Annotated in this window: 15 protein-coding genes; 7 read left to right on the forward strand and 8 right to left on the reverse strand. The window is 50.7% G+C overall.

Features of this window, described 5'->3' with window-relative positions; translation table 11 throughout:
* The first annotated feature begins 122 nt into the window (after positions 1 to 122).
* The 5 genes from NNX04_RS10740 to NNX04_RS10760 are packed head-to-tail and all read left to right on the forward strand — an operon-like array spanning position 123 to position 4,652.
* The gene (locus NNX04_RS10740) at positions 123 to 1,322 is read left to right on the forward strand and encodes a DnaT-like ssDNA-binding domain-containing protein (RefSeq protein WP_261945763.1); all 1,200 of its coding nucleotides are present in this window, start codon (positions 123 to 125) and stop codon (positions 1,320 to 1,322) included.
* Positions 1,234 to 1,911, forward strand: coding sequence for a replication protein P (locus tag NNX04_RS10745; RefSeq protein ID WP_261945764.1), 678 nt, complete (start codon positions 1,234 to 1,236; stop codon positions 1,909 to 1,911). The genes NNX04_RS10740 and NNX04_RS10745 overlap by 89 nt, the downstream gene beginning before the upstream one ends.
* Before the next feature lie 35 nt (positions 1,912 to 1,946).
* On the forward strand, positions 1,947 to 2,747 hold the full coding sequence (locus NNX04_RS10750) for a glucosaminidase domain-containing protein (protein ID WP_007644615.1): 801 nt from the start codon (positions 1,947 to 1,949) through the stop codon (positions 2,745 to 2,747).
* Between the two features lie 50 nt (positions 2,748 to 2,797).
* Positions 2,798 to 3,370 (forward strand): outer membrane beta-barrel protein, encoded by a 573-nt coding sequence (locus NNX04_RS10755; RefSeq protein ID WP_007644613.1) that lies wholly within the window; start codon positions 2,798 to 2,800, stop codon positions 3,368 to 3,370.
* A complete protein-coding gene (locus NNX04_RS10760) occupies positions 3,360 to 4,652 on the forward strand; it encodes a hypothetical protein (protein ID WP_261945765.1) in 1,293 nt (430 codons plus the stop codon). Before NNX04_RS10755 ends, NNX04_RS10760 begins: the two co-directional genes overlap by 11 nt.
* A gap of 75 nt (positions 4,653 to 4,727) precedes the next feature.
* Here the strand turns inward: NNX04_RS10760 and NNX04_RS10765 are convergent, their stop codons facing one another.
* The 5 genes from NNX04_RS10765 to NNX04_RS10785 form a co-directional block, all read right to left on the reverse strand.
* Positions 4,728 to 7,718 carry a hypothetical protein gene (locus NNX04_RS10765; RefSeq protein WP_261945766.1) on the reverse strand — a complete coding sequence of 997 codons (2,991 nt, stop codon included), beginning with the start codon at positions 7,716 to 7,718 and terminating at the stop codon, positions 4,728 to 4,730.
* Positions 7,719 to 7,776: 58 nt separating this feature from the next.
* The gene (locus NNX04_RS10770; protein ID WP_261945767.1) at positions 7,777 to 8,847 is read right to left on the reverse strand and encodes a polysaccharide deacetylase family protein; all 1,071 of its coding nucleotides are present in this window, start codon (positions 8,845 to 8,847) and stop codon (positions 7,777 to 7,779) included.
* Between the two features lie 13 nt (positions 8,848 to 8,860).
* Entirely contained in the window at positions 8,861 to 9,133 is a 273-nt protein-coding gene (locus NNX04_RS10775; protein WP_007644601.1) for a PilZ domain-containing protein, read from the reverse strand.
* A 76-nt stretch (positions 9,134 to 9,209) separates the two neighbouring features.
* Positions 9,210 to 11,468, reverse strand: a complete 2,259-nt coding sequence (gene parC, locus NNX04_RS10780; RefSeq protein ID WP_261945768.1) for a DNA topoisomerase IV subunit A — start codon at positions 11,466 to 11,468, stop codon at positions 9,210 to 9,212.
* Positions 11,469 to 11,516: 48 nt separating this feature from the next.
* Entirely contained in the window at positions 11,517 to 12,020 is a 504-nt protein-coding gene (locus NNX04_RS10785; protein ID WP_007644599.1) for an LEA type 2 family protein, read from the reverse strand.
* A 312-nt stretch (positions 12,021 to 12,332) separates the two neighbouring features.
* On the opposite strand from NNX04_RS10785, the gene NNX04_RS10790 reads away from it, so the two are divergent.
* Positions 12,333 to 12,704 carry a hypothetical protein gene (locus NNX04_RS10790; RefSeq protein WP_151054298.1) on the forward strand — a complete coding sequence of 124 codons (372 nt, stop codon included), beginning with the start codon at positions 12,333 to 12,335 and terminating at the stop codon, positions 12,702 to 12,704.
* A gap of 22 nt (positions 12,705 to 12,726) precedes the next feature.
* On the opposite strand, the gene NNX04_RS10795 is transcribed toward NNX04_RS10790, so the two are convergent.
* The 3 genes from NNX04_RS10795 to NNX04_RS10805 are packed head-to-tail and all read right to left on the reverse strand — an operon-like array spanning position 12,727 to position 14,554.
* Positions 12,727 to 13,122, reverse strand: a complete 396-nt coding sequence (locus NNX04_RS10795) for a DUF2750 domain-containing protein (RefSeq protein ID WP_261945769.1) — start codon at positions 13,120 to 13,122, stop codon at positions 12,727 to 12,729.
* Positions 13,123 to 13,141: 19 nt separating this feature from the next.
* Entirely contained in the window at positions 13,142 to 13,897 is a 756-nt protein-coding gene (locus NNX04_RS10800) for a M48 family metallopeptidase (protein ID WP_261945770.1), read from the reverse strand.
* A gap of 9 nt (positions 13,898 to 13,906) precedes the next feature.
* Positions 13,907 to 14,554, reverse strand: coding sequence for an MBL fold metallo-hydrolase (locus NNX04_RS10805; RefSeq protein ID WP_315973045.1), 648 nt, complete (start codon positions 14,552 to 14,554; stop codon positions 13,907 to 13,909).
* A gap of 204 nt (positions 14,555 to 14,758) precedes the next feature.
* Between NNX04_RS10805 and asd the strand changes: the two genes are divergently transcribed.
* Positions 14,759 to 15,613, forward strand: coding sequence for an archaetidylserine decarboxylase (gene asd, locus NNX04_RS10810; RefSeq protein WP_261945771.1), 855 nt, complete (start codon positions 14,759 to 14,761; stop codon positions 15,611 to 15,613).

Below are 15,613 nucleotides of genomic sequence, written 5' to 3' on the forward strand. Positions count from 1 at the left end.
AAAATCGATAACAAAGCTGAGACCCAACCCACGCTCCGGCACGCAAGCCGCTGGCATCTACCCCCTCATACGCCTACAATTCCCCCCTTTGCCCAACACTGGTCGCATAGGCCGCGAGCACTATGAGTTCATCGCTATTACCGGAACGCCCACTGCTGATTTCCCCGTCCCTGGCCGCCACTATCGGGCTAGAGGAGGCGTGTATGTTGTCGATTCTGGGCGATATGGCGACCTACTTGCCGCTGCACCCGGCCAATAATCGCCAGTGGCTGGATATAGACGAGAGTTGGGTGAGTCGACTCATGCCCTTCTGGACCGATTTTGATGTACAGCGCATCAGCCGCAGCTTGAAAGACAAAGGCATTATCCTGCTCGCCTCCGCGCCCTATGTGGACAGCCGCCGCCTGACGCTGGCGTTTGATGATGCTGGCACTGCGCCTTTTGTGCAGCCTGCGCCCGCTATCGCCCCGATTGCAGCCATGGCCCCGGTGATCAATAGCGGCGCGACGCTGATATCGCCCAACTGGCAACCGGATCAGGAATTGCTGCGTCAAATTGCCCAGTACAATATCCCGCTCGATTTTGTGCGATTGCAGGTGCCAGAGTTTGTGACCTACTGGCGCGAGCGCGGTGAGACCAATCACTCTTGGGGCGCCAAGTTTTTAAAAGATTTGCTGCACAAATGGCGCAATTACGAGACCCAAATCGCCCGCCAGCAGCGGGAAGAACAGGAGCGCAACAGTCGCGACCGCGATACCGAGTTCCTTCAGCGCGACCTGGAAACCGCCATGCACAGTCAATGGCGCCCGAGTAAGGATGCGCTGGAAGTGCTGGTCAAACACGCCAGCATCAGCCTCGCGTTTGTGGAGGATTCGATCCCCGAATTTGTGGTTTATTGGCAGGAGCGCGGCGATGTAGGGCGCACCTGGAACAGCAAGTTTATCCAGCATGTGAAACGCCAGTGGCAGCGTTACCACTCGGCGCTGGAACACGACACCGAACCCAAGCGTATTCCCGAGAACTGGAACCCCAGTAAAGATGTCTATGATGTTTTGAAACTGGCCAATATCGATTTGAAATTTGCGCAGCAGCAGGTGGCAGAGTTTGTTTTATTCTGGCGCGACAGTAATCAGGTCTACGCCAGCTGGAACACCAAGTTTTTGCAACACGTGAAATACCACTGGGCCAAACAACACGCCCTGGCAACCGTTAATTCGCAGCAGGTTAATCCAAATGCAGGACAGCAATTCGCTAATCAACCAGGTCGCACACGAGATAGCAGCCTCGCACAACAGCTCAACGACCGCAGCTGGGCAAGCTGACCGGCGCAGTGAGCAGGCGACACCGACGGATGCGCATATCGATGCGATCAATCAGGTATTTGCCCTGTTTCGCATCAACTATCACAACCAGTATTACGCAGCCTTTAAAGACAATGAACTGCTCAATCAGGCGCGCCGCCTGTGGCTTAATTCACTGGCGCAGTTTGCGCCGGAAACCATTTTGCGCGGCGCACGCCGGGTGATTGAGGAGTCGGAATACCTGCCCACCCTCAACCGCATGATTCGCGCCTGCCAGGGCGACCCGGAAAAGTTTGGCCTGCTCGACGCCCATGCCGCCTATGTGGAAGCTTGCCGCGCGCCCAGCCCGAAATCGGCGCACAACTGGAGCCACCCGGCGGTGTATCACGCCGGCTGCGCCAGCGACTGGTATTTTTTGATGACCAATGCCGAGAAAGTCGCGTTCCCGATTTTTGAACGCCACTATTTAAAATTGTGTGAGCGCGTGATGAATGGCGCCGAGCTGCCTGCACCCAATGTGCAGCTGCTGCCTGAAACCATAGAGACGCCACTCAGCAAAGAGGAAAACCTTAAGCGCATGGAAGACCTGCGCAAACAGCTCGACTTATAACCCTCTTTTTCTGTTCACTTTTGGTAGCCCCCGCTATGAATAAACATGCTTCACAATGGTTGCTAGGTTTTGCGTTTGCAGCCTTTCCACTGATCACCCTATTCCTGGTTTTGGTACTAGCCAGTGTTTCACCGCAACAATTTTTTACAGCAATGGATGACGATGAGCTAACCAGCAATACTCTGTTACCCGACTTTGCCGCCATCGAACAAACACCTGAGCGCAAAGCCCAGTTTTTAGACATGCTGCGCCCGTTGATCGATGAAAAAAATGCCAAATTATTAAAATCGCGCGAGCGTTTACTAAAAATCAAAAATGAATGGGATACAAAACAAACGGTCACTGGTGTAAATAAACGCAACCTGGAAAAGCTGCGTGAGAAATTCCACGTTACCTACAAAACCTACCCGGAAGATGCGCGCGCCATAGAAATTCTGCTGTTGCGCGTGGACGTGATTCCACCGGCCATGGTGCTGGCACAAGCAGCGGTGGAGTCCGGCTGGGGCACCTCACGGTTTGCCGAGGAAGCACACAATTTGTTTGGTCACTGGTGCTACACCCCGGGCTGCGGCTTGGTGCCAAGCCGTCGCGCCGCCAACGCCAAACACGAAGTTAAGAAATTTAACAATGTTGAAGAGTCACTTACGGCATACTTCAACAACATTAATACCCACAACGCCTATCGCCCATGGCGTCAGCTGCGCGCACAGTTGCGCCACGACGAAGCGCAGTTTACAGGCAGCACCATGGTGGCGGAGCTGGGCAAATATTCCAGCCGTGGCCCTGCTTATATTCACGAATTGCGCACCGTAATACGCGCCAACAACCTGGAATAAAGACGATACCCAAATAACAAACACCAACTTTCACCCAGCAAGGATTACTTATGTGCAAACGATTGGTTACTTCACTCTGCGCCCTGGCACTGGCCAGCAGTGCCGGCGCGTATGCCCAAGGGCAAACACCGGATGGATTGCCCTTGGCCTACCATCTCTCCGGTCAGGCGACCTACACCAAAATCAAAGCCTCGGGTGAAAGCTTTTCACCCAGCCTGTTTCAATTTCGCGCCGATGTTGAAGTCACCAACGGCATGCTCGATGGTATTGGTTTACAAGGTATGTTTGGCGTGCCAATGAGCAATGATGAAAAAAATGACATGACGCTGGATATTAAACAGCAGAGCGCCGCTTACATCACCCTGAGCAACCCCGACTACGAACCTGGTGATTTACGTGTAGTGATTCTGTTGGGTTATGCCGCTACCGAATTGGAAACACACTTGCCGAGCCTTGGCGATAAACAACAAGATACTTTCAGCGGTTTTAGCTACGGTTTTTCGCTGCAGGATCGCGTCGTGGAAGGCAAAAATTATTATTGGGCGCTCGATTGCGCCCGCTACTTTAAAGACGACAACCTGAGCATTGATGGCTGCGGCCTGGGAGTTTCCTATGCGTTCTAAAGGATTACATTATTCATGCGCACTGCTGTTAGGTATGGGCGCGCTGGGCATAAGCGGCTGTGGTGGCGGTGATGGCGACAGCGCACGCATCGCCCAAACCGTGGATGCCAGTAAAAACGGTGTTACCAGTATCGAATTGGAAGACAACGAAGGTTACGCGCATTTCAAAGGCACGCTGCAATTAAACCTGATTGGTCGCAATAGTGAAAACGTCGCCACCAACCTCAACACCCAAGCGACCTGGAAACTCAGCGACAAAACCTTGGGTAGTATCAAAAATGGTTTGTTTACTGCCTCGGGTAAATCCGGTGAGCTGATTGCAACGGTGGAATATGCGGGGCTGAGCGAGACCCAAAATATTATTGTCTCCGACGCCAACCTGGTGAGCATTAGCGTTACTCCCGCCAGCAGCTCTGTCGATGAATGTAAAAATACCAGCTTCACCGCCAGTGCATTATTTGATAATGGTTTAACACTGGAATATCCACTGACCTGGGCAGTCACCGAAGGCGGCACTCTCGCGCAGTTTAGCGATACCACCAAAGGTGAGCTAAGCACCAAAAATAGTGGCGCGGTGAGCATTGTGGCGCGCGGTGAAAATAACAACGGCGAACTCATCAGCTCCACACCGCTCAGTTTTCCTATCAACGACACCTTAGTGAGTTTGGCGCTGGTATCTGACAAAGAACTGGAAATGCGTGAAGGTGAGTCCGCCACTGTCACCATCACTGGCACTTACACTAATAACAGCACTGCCGTTATTACCAGTAACAGTACGTTGGCCGCCGATCCAAGTGCGTCATTGACCATTGAAGGCGCAAAAATTACTGCCAAAAACGGTAGCTATGCCGGAACAGACCTCACCCTCACGGGCGCTTGCGGCGGTGAAACGGATGAGCTGGCGCTGGTCATTCTGAAAAAACAACTCAAGTCAGTTGAGATCAAAAACAGCAATGGTGGCACCGAAAATCTCTCCGTCACTGAAGGCAGCAATCTGGAATTGAATATCACCGCCACCTTTGCCGATGACACCACTGATAGCAATTATGATTACAACTTGACTTGGTCGATTGTGGATTCCAAATCCGATGATTATGAAGATGACCTGATCACGCTGGATCAAACCGGAAAATTATCGGTAAGCTCTGAATTGGATCTTGCCCTTAATCAACAACTCAACCTGGTAGTCCGTGCGGAAGTTCGCGATGAGGATGACCGAATTGCAACCAACGCCCAAGGCCAACAATTGGTGGATGAAATTAATATTGTTGTGCGACCATAATTGATTGTACTCACCCAGCCCAATAAAAAACGCGCAGTTTTTGGCGCGTTTTTTATTGGGCTGCATTAGGCTTGGCTAAGGCAGTGTGATATCAAAAGGCACAAATAATTCTTCGCTCTCACTGGTGTATTCAATTTCAAAACGCACAGGCAGCTCACTAATATCCAACGTGAGCTGTGGATCGCCAAATATAGAAGAATATTGCGCGGGTTGACTGATAAGCGCATTGGCATGATTGAACGCTTTTAACCCTATCACCTCTTCGTAACTGCCCTGCACCGCAAAAACCAAACGCCCGCTTTTCCATTCAATTAATTCCACGCTGGATTTAGGGCCACTCCAAATCGGTCCCAACACAAAAGGCAGAGTTGCCGTTTGTAAGCGTTTGGGTTGATAAAAACGCAGCTCACCCTGTACCTGACGAATATTGTCGACGTGTACGTCGGCCGCCTTGAGCGAAAAATCAGACCTCAACCAAGGTGTTTTTTCATCCGGCTGGTACACACCATTACTGGTTATGCCGCCCTGCCGCTCAAAATATAAAGGCACTGATTTATTTACCGGGAAAATTTTTCCATCGGCATCAGCCAACTGTTTGATAAATAATTGCGCCACACCGATTTGCCCATACAGTGGCAATGCAAGGTCAGTGTAAGCCGCACCTTCAACCGATAAACCAAAACTGTTACTGCTGCGCACATCGTTAATGGCCAGCTCCACCGGCGCAGCTGTGGCACGCGCTTTCGGTGGATAAAAAGGGAACTCATCAATTTGTGGAGCCTGTGCCAACAGCAATTGCTCAAAACCTTTATCGCCAAAGGGCGACGGAAATTCCTTGTCCATAAAAAATGCTTTAGCGGGCGGTGTTAGTTGGTTTAATTCAAATTCATAACGCTGGTTTTCTATGGCGCTGGCAACAATCACCTCCGCCTTGGCAACGGTGCCTTTGAAATCAAGACTGGCGGATTTACCCGACCCAAAAAATATACCGCTACGCATCCCACTGCTTGATGAGAGCGGTTTGTTTGTCGCGTTTAATGCCCTCACTTGTAACAACTGTTGGGTGTTGCCGCTGGTTTCAAAACTGAGTGCACTGGCGCCCGCTGTTTTGAATCGAACGCGAGTGCCGTACAAATCGATCGACTTTCCTGCTAGCGGCGCATCAATAATTTTTGTCTCTACCGCTATGGGTAAGTGGTAATCGATATAACCTTTAATGCGCGCCACTTGCGCAAAGTTCACCCCCACGGCTAATTCAATTATTTTCTCGCCAATTAATGCACGGCCCGGTACCAATTTGCCATCTTCAAACCGGCTCGTGGCGTAACTATTAGTAATTGCCTCAGGGGCACGCTGAGCGGCTTCTCCACAACCCGGTGCGGACAATAAAGAATTGCCCTGTTGATCCACCACATCCGTAATCACCAGAAATGCAGGACTGCTTTCATTGCCAAGGTTGGGCAAGTCATAAGCCTTTACACCCAACTTAATCTGTATGCGCTGATTTTTTAGTGCCAGGGATTCAACACCCAACCCAAAGGGGCCAGTTGTGGTTTTATATATTCCATCCATGAAATCATCTTTTGGCACAAACGATGTGAGCTGTTCGCGGCGCGCGGGAGCAAACGCCGCCGGATTTTCATCAATCACATCCTGCTGTGCAACCGTAGGCTGATCCATCCCGACGGAAAAACTAAAGAGTGAGCGAAACCAGATAGCGACTTCATCTTTTATATGTTGATCAAAACGAATTGATGCCTGCAATTGTTTAGTGCTTCGGCTCAATTGCAAACGATCATAAATGGCGACAACCTCCGGCCAATCCTGTGCGATTTTTTTGCGTGTTTCATCAAGCCGGGTTTGTAACGCGGTATGAGTGTTATTAATAAACTCAGCGTCGCCACTGATTAAGCTTAGGCTTAGCGTCATACCTTGGGCCACAACATCAGGTTCGACATCAACATATACTTCGCTCACTGCTTCCATTTCAGCAGCCAGTTTTCCCAAGCTGTATTGCACCATACCCGACTTATCAGCCTGCCAACGCGCAGGAGAAAAAATAACAAGGGAGAATAATTTTCCACCCAAGGAGTTTTGCCATTGCGCAAGATCCACCGCCGCCCCTGTGGCATTTTTTAAGCGCAGTGCAATACGTTTTACCGCCTCTGGCGAACCGATTAATAACTGACCTTGAGTAAACTGCGCAAGCATGGGCTCACCTTTAGCGCAGTTGGTTTTATCCAGTGGCGCAAACCAAATGCCATCAGCATCCTGTTTGTCTATGCCGTATTGCTCATCGAGCCAGCGGGTTATTTTATCCGGTGAAAAATTACCGCGCGCGATAACTGCAACTTCCATCTTATCCGCAACAAAAGCAGCCGCATAAAGTTGCGTAGCCTGTTGTTGGATATGAATGCCCGAACGCTCCATACTGCTCCACATATCGGCATCCACGCCGGGAAGGTTTTGCAATTGTCCTGCCTCCACCAGTGAAGGATCGAGTGTGCGCATCAGCTCAATATCTACACGCGCAAGGGCGAGCAATTGCGGGTCGGCCAGTGCCGCCAGCAAGGTTTTTTCTTCTTTACTGACGGAGGAAAATAACCAGCGATTTAAATAACCCTGCTGCCAAACAATCGCCGCACTGACCACTACTACCAACAAACAGGCCACAAGGCCGATTATCAATTTACGAAATTTTAATTTAGGCAGTGTGGCTGAAACGGCTGACTGGGTTGCAGCTGGATGATCAGAGGAATCCGAATGTGCAACACTGGATTCTGAGTCGGTAGTGTTGGAAATTGATGGCGGTTCAGTCACCGGAGGCGTTGGTTCAACCGCAGTTTCGTCGACGATTGTTAACACCGCCCCCGCATTGGCAAATGCATTTTGCCATTGGGTTGCGCGCGCTAAATTATCAACCCGTTTAATAACACGCTCTGTGCCGCTAAATAATAATTGCTCAATACGCGCTTGTGGTTGTTTTAACAGCAGTGCCAGTTTTGCGATAACATCCGCGCGAACAGCACCCTCGGCTAATTCGCCACGAAAGACTAATTTGTACATATCAGATCCTTAATAATTCACACACTTTGAAGTTATTGTTATATTTTTTTGGCGAGCATTAATCGCGATAAGTCCAATTGCCCTGCTTGTCGGTTACCAACCATTGCTGGGTGTACCAGTAAAACCGCCCTTTTTCGCCAGTGTACGCCGTGCAGTTATAGCGGGTGCGCCCCGAAGGTAAAGGTTTGTTCGGTTGCACCCACACTTTGTTGTCGATCACCTCAGTAACAATTGCCCCTTGGCCGGAGGCAAAACAATTTATTTTTTTCAGCAGACTGGCATCGGCCAGCGTTAACACCAACCAAGGTTTTTCACCTTGGCGCACAATTAAATTGTCAGCTTTCTTTTTGTTATCTGCATAAAATTCCACCCGGGAAACAGGCATAGGTTTGGCATTCACCTTGAGAATAAAATCATCCAAATCACTAAAGCTGCCGCCAAACGGAAACCGCGGCACCGCCTGTAAATCGCCCTCACTATACAGCGCACCTGACTGCTGCCCAAACGCGATATAGCCTAATTTTTTCGCGATGCGCTGTACCTCGGTATCGTATTCACCAAAGGGGTAAGCCAGAATCATCGGCACCGAGCCAATTTCCGTTTTTATTGTTTGCTGGGCATTATTAATTTCTTGTGTGATACGTTCACGCCATTGTGCAGCGGACTCACCGCTTTCACGTCGGGGTAAATGTGTATGGCTGCTACTGTGGTTGGCGATAGTCGCACCCGCCTGTGCCATTTCGCGCAATTGGTCCCAGGTTACAAATACCTTACCTGTGCCCACCGCATCGGTGTTGACAAAAAAAGTAAACGGCCAGCCGCGTTTTTGTAAGCGCGGAAAAGCCGACTCATAAACTGATACATAGGAGTCATCAAAACTGATCGCCACCGTTTTATCGGGTAGCGGTTCGCCTTTGCGCAGTTTTTCGGTCAGCTCTAACAGCGGCACTACTGCAAAATTATTTTTCTCCAAATAATCCATCTGCGCTTCAAAGGCCGCGGGGCTAATGCTGGTGGACTTGGGTGTTTTATCGCTGACGTGGTGATACAGAAGCACCACGGCTGCTGATGCCGGTAACGCCAGTGAAGTCATTGCAGCCAGGAAGAATATACGAATTAAATAAGCCATTGTTTAAACCGGATTAGTCCTCTTGTACAAAACGCAAACCAACCCCGGCGGGTTCTACGCGCACCACCTCCATTTCCAATACCGGTGCATCATCCATCAAGCCCTGCACCTGACCGGTGAGGCGCGTGCCAATCGGCGGAATCTGCTCGGGCTCCAACACTAAAAAAACGCCACCATCCGAAATGTCGCGGGTTTTTACCTGTAGCTCGCCAATCGATTCATGTTGAATTTTAATGCGACAGCTAAACGCAGTGCGCACGTATCGACGTTGATCTTTATCGCTCATAACTATTCCTGCATTATTGTTTTACCGTTTTTTCCAGACAAAAATAAAGGCGGAATACCGCCTTTATTTGCTCACTTTATTTATCTGTCACTTCGGCCTTATCCACTTTTTGGAAACCGCGCGGCAACTTATTACCACGACGTCCCCGCTCACCTTTGTAATGCTCAAGGTCAGCCGCTTTCAAGGTGATAAAACGTTTACCCGAATGCAGCGTTAACAATTGCCCCGGATGAATGACTGCCAGCGCCACCACAAATTCTTCGCGGCTTTGCACTTTTGCCGAGGGAATATTCATAATTTTATTGCCCTTGCCTTTGGCGAGTTCCGGCAATTCGGTCACCGGGAATACCAACAGACGGCCATCGTTGCTCACCGCCGCCAACTGCACCTGTTCGGGTGAGTTAATTAATTGCGGTGGTAAAACTTGTGCGCCTTCCGGCAAGGTCAGCAGTGCTTTACCTGCTTTATTTTTACTGGTGAGATCTTCCAATTTGGCAACGAAACCATAACCAGCATCCGATGCAATCAGCACACGCTGACTGTCGGCGCCCATTAAGGCCCCCTCAAAAGTCGCTCCACTGGGTGGGCTGATGCGACCGCTCAGTGGTTCGCCCTGACCGCGCGCGGAAGGCAAATTGTGCGCGGGCAGCGAATAACTGCGACCAGTGGAGTCAATTAAAATCACCTGCTGGTTACTCTTACCCTGTACCGCAAATTTAAAACTGTCGCCCGCTTTATAACTCAAACCGGTTGGATCTATATCGTGGCCCTTGGCAGCACGAATCCAACCTTTATCCGAAATCACTACAGTAACAGGGTCGACACTGAGCAATTCGGTTTCGCTCAAGGCTTGCGCTTCAGCGCGCGCTACAATCGGTGAGCGACGTTCATCGCCAAACGCCTCGGCAATTTGCAGCAGTTCTTTGCGCACCAGATTTTTTAACTTCACGGCGGACTCAAGAATTTTTTGCAAGCCATCGCGCTCTTTTTCCAGCGCGGTTTTTTCTTCCAGAATTTTCATTTCTTCCAAACGCGCCAATTGGCGCAATTTGGTTTCCAGAATATATTCCGCTTGCATTTCAATTAAATTGAAACGCTCCATCAATACCGGCTTGGGGTTGTCCTCTTCGCGAATAATACGAATCACTTCGTCGACATTGAGAAACACCACCATCAAGGCGGCCAAACGCAGCAAGCGCTCTTCCACTTTCTCCAAGCGATATTGCAAACGGCGGCGAGTCGTAACAGTTCTGAAACTGAGCCATTCACTCAAAATTTTGGTAAGCGATTTCACCGCCGGGCGGCCATCGATACCAATCATGTTCATATTGACGCGATAGGTGCGTTCAAGCTCAGTGGTGGCAAATAAATGCTGCATCACCTGCTCCAGATCAACACGATTGGAGCGCGGAATAATCACTAAGCGGGTGGGATTTTCATGGTCGGATTCATCGCGTAAATCGGCGACCATGGGCAACTTTTTCGCCTGCATTTGCGCAGCGATTTGCTCCAGGATTTTTGCCCCACTCACCTGGTGTGGCAGCGCAGTGATAATGATATCGCCCGATTCTTCATCTTTTTGCCAGACCGCGCGCATGCGCACACTGCCGCGCCCGGTTTCGTACATTTTGATCAGCTCTTCGCGCGGAGAAATAATTTCCGCTTCGGTGGGCATATCGGGGCCGAGAATGTGCTGGCACAAATCGTTGACCGTCGCCTGTGGATTGTCGAGCAAGTGCACACAGGCATTAACCACTTCGCGCAAATTATGCGGCGGAATATCCGTCGCCATACCCACCGCAATACCGGTAGTGCCGTTCAATAACACATTGGGCACGCGCGCGGGTAATACGATAGGTTCTTCAAGTGTTCCGTCAAAGTTGGGCTGCCAATCCACCGTGCCCTGCCCCAACTCTTCCAGCAAAACTTCGCTGTATTTGGTGAGGCGCGATTCGGTATAACGCATCGCGGCGAAAGATTTGGGGTCGTCAGGTGAACCCCAGTTGCCCTGACCATCCACCAGCGTATAGCGATAGGAAAATGGCTGCGCCATTAATACCATCGCTTCATAGGATGCTGAATCACCGTGCGGGTGGAATTTACCGATCACATCACCCACGGTGCGCGCGGACTTTTTATATTTGGCGCTGGCTTTTAAACCCAGTTCACTCATCGCATACACAATGCGGCGCTGTACCGGTTTAAGACCGTCGCCAATATGTGGCAGAGCGCGGTCGAGAATTACATACATGGAATAATCGAGATAGGCTTTCTCGGTGTAATCTTTCAGCGCGATGCGTTCATCGGCTTCGGGCAATACAATTTCGTCAGTCATTGAAGATCCTGAAAATACAAAATTCAGTGAAAATACGTTCGCTAAAAATTAGCGCTTTTTGGCCGCAAGCGGGATCGAGCCTTTTTCATTTACCCGCAGCGCGGGCAGCCAGGCGCTAAAATCCAGCTTGGCGGAAAAATTATAATCAACATTCTCTTTCATGCCATTGCGACCAAAGTGCTCAATCAAACGCACCAGCTGCAATACATTGGCTGTCACCACAACTTTTATTGGTGTTTCCTGATAGGCGGTGAGGGTTGGCAACTCGTTGCTCACACCACTCAATACGTCAAAATTTTCGATGCCCACGGTATAGGACATACCGCGCAGTGATAAGTCGCGGTCATTGGGGTTAGTCACTAACAAATTCACTTCTATCGGCTGCAACAAACCTTGCGCGGGCAGCAACTGCAAGCCGGCCACCTTGACTGTCGGCTGCTCCAATTTGGGCTTGATGGCGGCACAACTTGCCAATAACAAACATAAAGCGATAAAAAAAATATTTACTAGCGACTTGGCCCGCAGTACACCAAGGTTGGGGGATGAAATCATTGCACGCTCCGTTTAGCTACCTAAGGTTTAACTGAACTATCTTTACGTTATCTTTAACTGAATTATCTTCAACCGAATACCGCTTGAGTGGGTAAACAGAAAAACAAAAATGTGAAAGACCGCACTCGGCGATTAACAACGCTGTGGTCTAATCCACGCGCTTTTTACAGTCTATTTGTCTTTGGCTTTGTCACAGCGGATAGTTACACTAGGTGTTTTTACAACCTTGTCAGGATACTGGAGTGCTTGTTTCACTCTGCCCGACCACGATGGTCAGCCTATTCGTCAATAACGTATAACTGACTTTATCTTATGCAGCAGCCACCACACAAACGTTTGATTGATCCAGACGAGTTATTCGCCAGCCGCGAAATTCGTTTTCAGGATCGACGCGAGTCGCAGTATCCGCTGCTGATGCGACTCTGCGCGGATTTTAATTTTTCGGTACTGCAACTACAGCGCAAACTATTTAGCCACTTGAGTCGCAAAACAGTGCCGGGCGCACTGGAATTTGTTTTGGCGACCCGCGATGAGTCAACCAATTTTTGGTGTAGCCTCAGCCCCGGTGTTGCCGATTTAAAAGCGCTGAACGATTACGCTAAACACTACGAGGTAGATATTTTGCACCTGCAATTGTTTGGCGAAGAGACCGACCAGAATCAAGTAGGGGATGCTTATTATTAAGCGCACCGGTCAGCGGTAACGCTTAGTCACTCATTTCCTGTTCAAACTCTTCCAGCAAGTCCAGCGGCTCCAGTTCCTCGCCTTCCAGCTCATCGTTCCAGTTGATGCCCACCAGCAATACATCTTCATGCATACCGGGCAGCCAATCCTCCAGGAACTCTTCCAGGTCCACAGCAACAGGCTGGTAATCTTTCCAGTCGTCCTGGCAGTGGGCGCGGGCAAAACTCTCCTGCGACCAGAAGGGCATCACATCTACGTCTTCATGTGCTTCCGAGCCACTGAGCGCCCAGCCTTCTGGCCCTTGCAGCCCCCAGACACAGCCCAGCTCCATGGCTTCCACGATAAAACGATCCAGGTTTTCAGCGGGATCATCACTCAGGGGTTCGATGGTGCTTTCAACAGAGGGAATGTCATTCATCACTAAATACCTTTGGAGTTTATAAACTGAGCCGCGCACCGTTCGCTTTTAACCAGGCGCGATCGGCCGCAAAAGATGGACAAACACTGGCAACCAGAGCCCAAAAATCGCGGCTGTGGTTTTGGTGGCGCAGATGACAGACTTCGTGTGCGACAAGATAATCGACTATGTGTTCGGGTGCCAGCAGTATATTCCAGTTGTATTGGATGGCGCCGCGACTGGTGCAGTGGCCCCATTTTGAGCGTGTCGCCTTCACCGTCACCGCGCTGCACACCAGCCCCATTTGCCCCGTTAATTGCGCCGTTTTTGCGGTGAGAATGTGCAGCGCTTGCTGTTGATACCAGCGCATTAACAACTGCTGGATTTGCTGCTCATCCGGCAGGCGCGAACGGGTTGATAAAAGTACATGCAAGTGCTGGTCGACACGGCGGATAGCCGCAGTGGCACCGCGCCCAAGCACCAGCGTCAAACGCTCATCCATAAACACCACTTCGGTACCTTGGGTGTAGACCGGTGCAACTGGCGGCGCAACGGACTCTAACCGCTGGGTCTGTTCAGCGATTTTTTGCTGCACCCAGCGCGCTTTCTGCTGCAAAAAATCGAGCAATAGTGCTTCAGGCACAGCTACCGGTGCGCGAATCACCACCTCCGCGCGGCGGATTTCAATGCTGATACTGCGCCGCTTCGCCGAGCGCGCAATACTAAAGTCAAAGCCCGGGTTCCAGTTGGAATCAACGCCCGCCTTGGATTTTTTGAGATCGGCAAACAGCGACATAAGGTTACATCAACCGTAGTTTTTATCGGCGACAAAGGGATTGCTCAGTCGCTCATGACCAAAAGTGGACATAGGGCCGTGGCCCGGAATAAAACGCACCGCGTCACCCAAGGGCAATACGCGGGTGCGAATGGCATTGATCAAATCGGCGTGATTACCGCGCGGGAAATCGGTGCGACCGATGGAGCCTTTAAATAACACATCACCCACCAGCGCCAATTGGGCAGCGCGATTATAAAAAATCACATGGCCGGGGGTGTGGCCGGGGCAGTGCAATACCTCCAGCTCGGCATTGCCGACCTTTACTTTATCGCCGTGATTCAATAATTGATTTGGGGTAAAACCCGCCACCGGTTTGAAACCCATCATTTGCGCCTGCTGGGGTAATAGATCAATCCAAAACAGATCATCCGCGTGCGGGCCAATAACGGGCAGTTGCAATTGTGCGATCAACGCCGCGGTGCCACCAACATGATCCATATGGCCGTGGGTGAGCAGAATCTGGCGCAGGTTTACGCCCTTTTCGGCTACTACGGCGAGGATGCGCTCAATATCGCCGCCAGGGTCGACCACAGCGGCATCGAGCGTTTCATCACACCACAGCAGGGTGCAATTTTGTTGGTAGTGAGTGACGGGAATAATCTGGAATTGCAGCACGGAACACCTCGTAAACACAGAGGCCGCCACCATACCACAGCGGCGCATGCGAGATATCCCCTCTACCCTCGCAATAGTCGCCGCCTCCAGTTGAGTTTGTTAAACTGCGCCGGCACTGATTACCACCCCAAGTGAATTACACTAGCCCCAGCCCTTTACCCTCTGAAACGGTCAACAAGACCTGCGCAGGAACAATAACAACACATGAATCCAAAACTGTTTATCGGCCTTCAATATCTGGTTCCCCAACACGCCCTGTCGCGCGCGGCCGGTTGGCTGGCCAATAATGAAACACCCTTTATTAAAAACACCTTTATCAAATGGTTTGTAAAACGCTACAACGTGGATATGAGCCTCGCGGCGCAAGAAAACCCTCTGCAGTACAAACACTTCAATGATTTTTTCACCCGTGCCCTAAAACCTGATGCGCGCCCCATCGATGCCAGCAGCAATGGCATTGTCTGCCCCGCCGATGGCGCCATTAGCCAATTGGGTAAAATCGTGAATGGCCGTATTTTCCAAGCCAAAGGCCAGGACTACAGCACCGTGGAATTACTCGGCGGCGACGAACAACTCGCCGCAGAATTTAACGAGGGTGAATTTGCCACTGTGTATTTATCGCCACGGGATTACCACCGCGTACACATGCCCTACGGCGGCAAACTGCGCAGCATGATCAGTGTTCCGGGTGAATTATTTTCGGTGAATACCGTCACCGCCGAAAACGTGCCGCGCCTGTTCTCGCGCAATGAACGGACAGTGGCAATTTTTGATACCGATATAGGCCCCATGGCCGTCGTGCTAGTCGGCGCCATGATTGTGGCTGGCATAGAAACCGTATGGGACGGCGCTGTCGCCCCCTTCGCCAGCCGCGAAATCGCCACCTCCCTCTACCCCTACCAAAATATCCAGCTGGAAAAAGGCGCCGAAATGGGCCGTTTTAAACTCGGCTCCACCGCCGTCATTCTCTTCGCCAAAGACAAAATGCAGTGGGATGCAAAGTACCAAGCGGGCACACCGACCAAAATGGGTGAGTTGATGGGGGTTAAAAACACCTGA

Origin of the sequence: Cellvibrio sp. QJXJ (assembly GCF_024452345.1) — a bacterium.
In the GTDB taxonomy this organism is placed as follows: domain Bacteria; phylum Pseudomonadota; class Gammaproteobacteria; order Pseudomonadales; family Cellvibrionaceae; genus Cellvibrio.

Bases quoted from the DNA above. Each gene is read 5' to 3' on its own strand.
- NNX04_RS10785 (WP_007644599.1), bottom strand. From the start codon at position 12,020: ATGATTTCATCCCCCAACCTTGGTGTACTGCGGGCCAAGTCGCTAGTA.
- NNX04_RS10760 (WP_261945765.1), top strand. From the start codon at position 3,360: ATGCGTTCTAAAGGATTACATTATTCATGCGCACTGCTGTTAGGTATG.
- NNX04_RS10740 (WP_261945763.1), top strand. From the start codon at position 123: ATGAGTTCATCGCTATTACCGGAACGCCCACTGCTGATTTCCCCGTCC.
- NNX04_RS10775 (WP_007644601.1), bottom strand. From the start codon at position 9,133: ATGAGCGATAAAGATCAACGTCGATACGTGCGCACTGCGTTTAGCTGT.
- NNX04_RS10790 (WP_151054298.1), top strand. From the start codon at position 12,333: ATGCAGCAGCCACCACACAAACGTTTGATTGATCCAGACGAGTTATTC.
- parC (WP_261945768.1), bottom strand. From the start codon at position 11,468: ATGACTGACGAAATTGTATTGCCCGAAGCCGATGAACGCATCGCGCTG.
- asd (WP_261945771.1), top strand. From the start codon at position 14,759: ATGAATCCAAAACTGTTTATCGGCCTTCAATATCTGGTTCCCCAACAC.
- NNX04_RS10795 (WP_261945769.1), bottom strand. From the start codon at position 13,122: ATGAATGACATTCCCTCTGTTGAAAGCACCATCGAACCCCTGAGTGAT.
- NNX04_RS10765 (WP_261945766.1), bottom strand. From the start codon at position 7,718: ATGTACAAATTAGTCTTTCGTGGCGAATTAGCCGAGGGTGCTGTTCGC.
- NNX04_RS10770 (WP_261945767.1), bottom strand. From the start codon at position 8,847: ATGGCTTATTTAATTCGTATATTCTTCCTGGCTGCAATGACTTCACTG.
- NNX04_RS10800 (WP_261945770.1), bottom strand. From the start codon at position 13,897: ATGTCGCTGTTTGCCGATCTCAAAAAATCCAAGGCGGGCGTTGATTCC.
- NNX04_RS10745 (WP_261945764.1), top strand. From the start codon at position 1,234: ATGCAGGACAGCAATTCGCTAATCAACCAGGTCGCACACGAGATAGCA.
- NNX04_RS10755 (WP_007644613.1), top strand. From the start codon at position 2,798: ATGTGCAAACGATTGGTTACTTCACTCTGCGCCCTGGCACTGGCCAGC.
- NNX04_RS10750 (WP_007644615.1), top strand. From the start codon at position 1,947: ATGAATAAACATGCTTCACAATGGTTGCTAGGTTTTGCGTTTGCAGCC.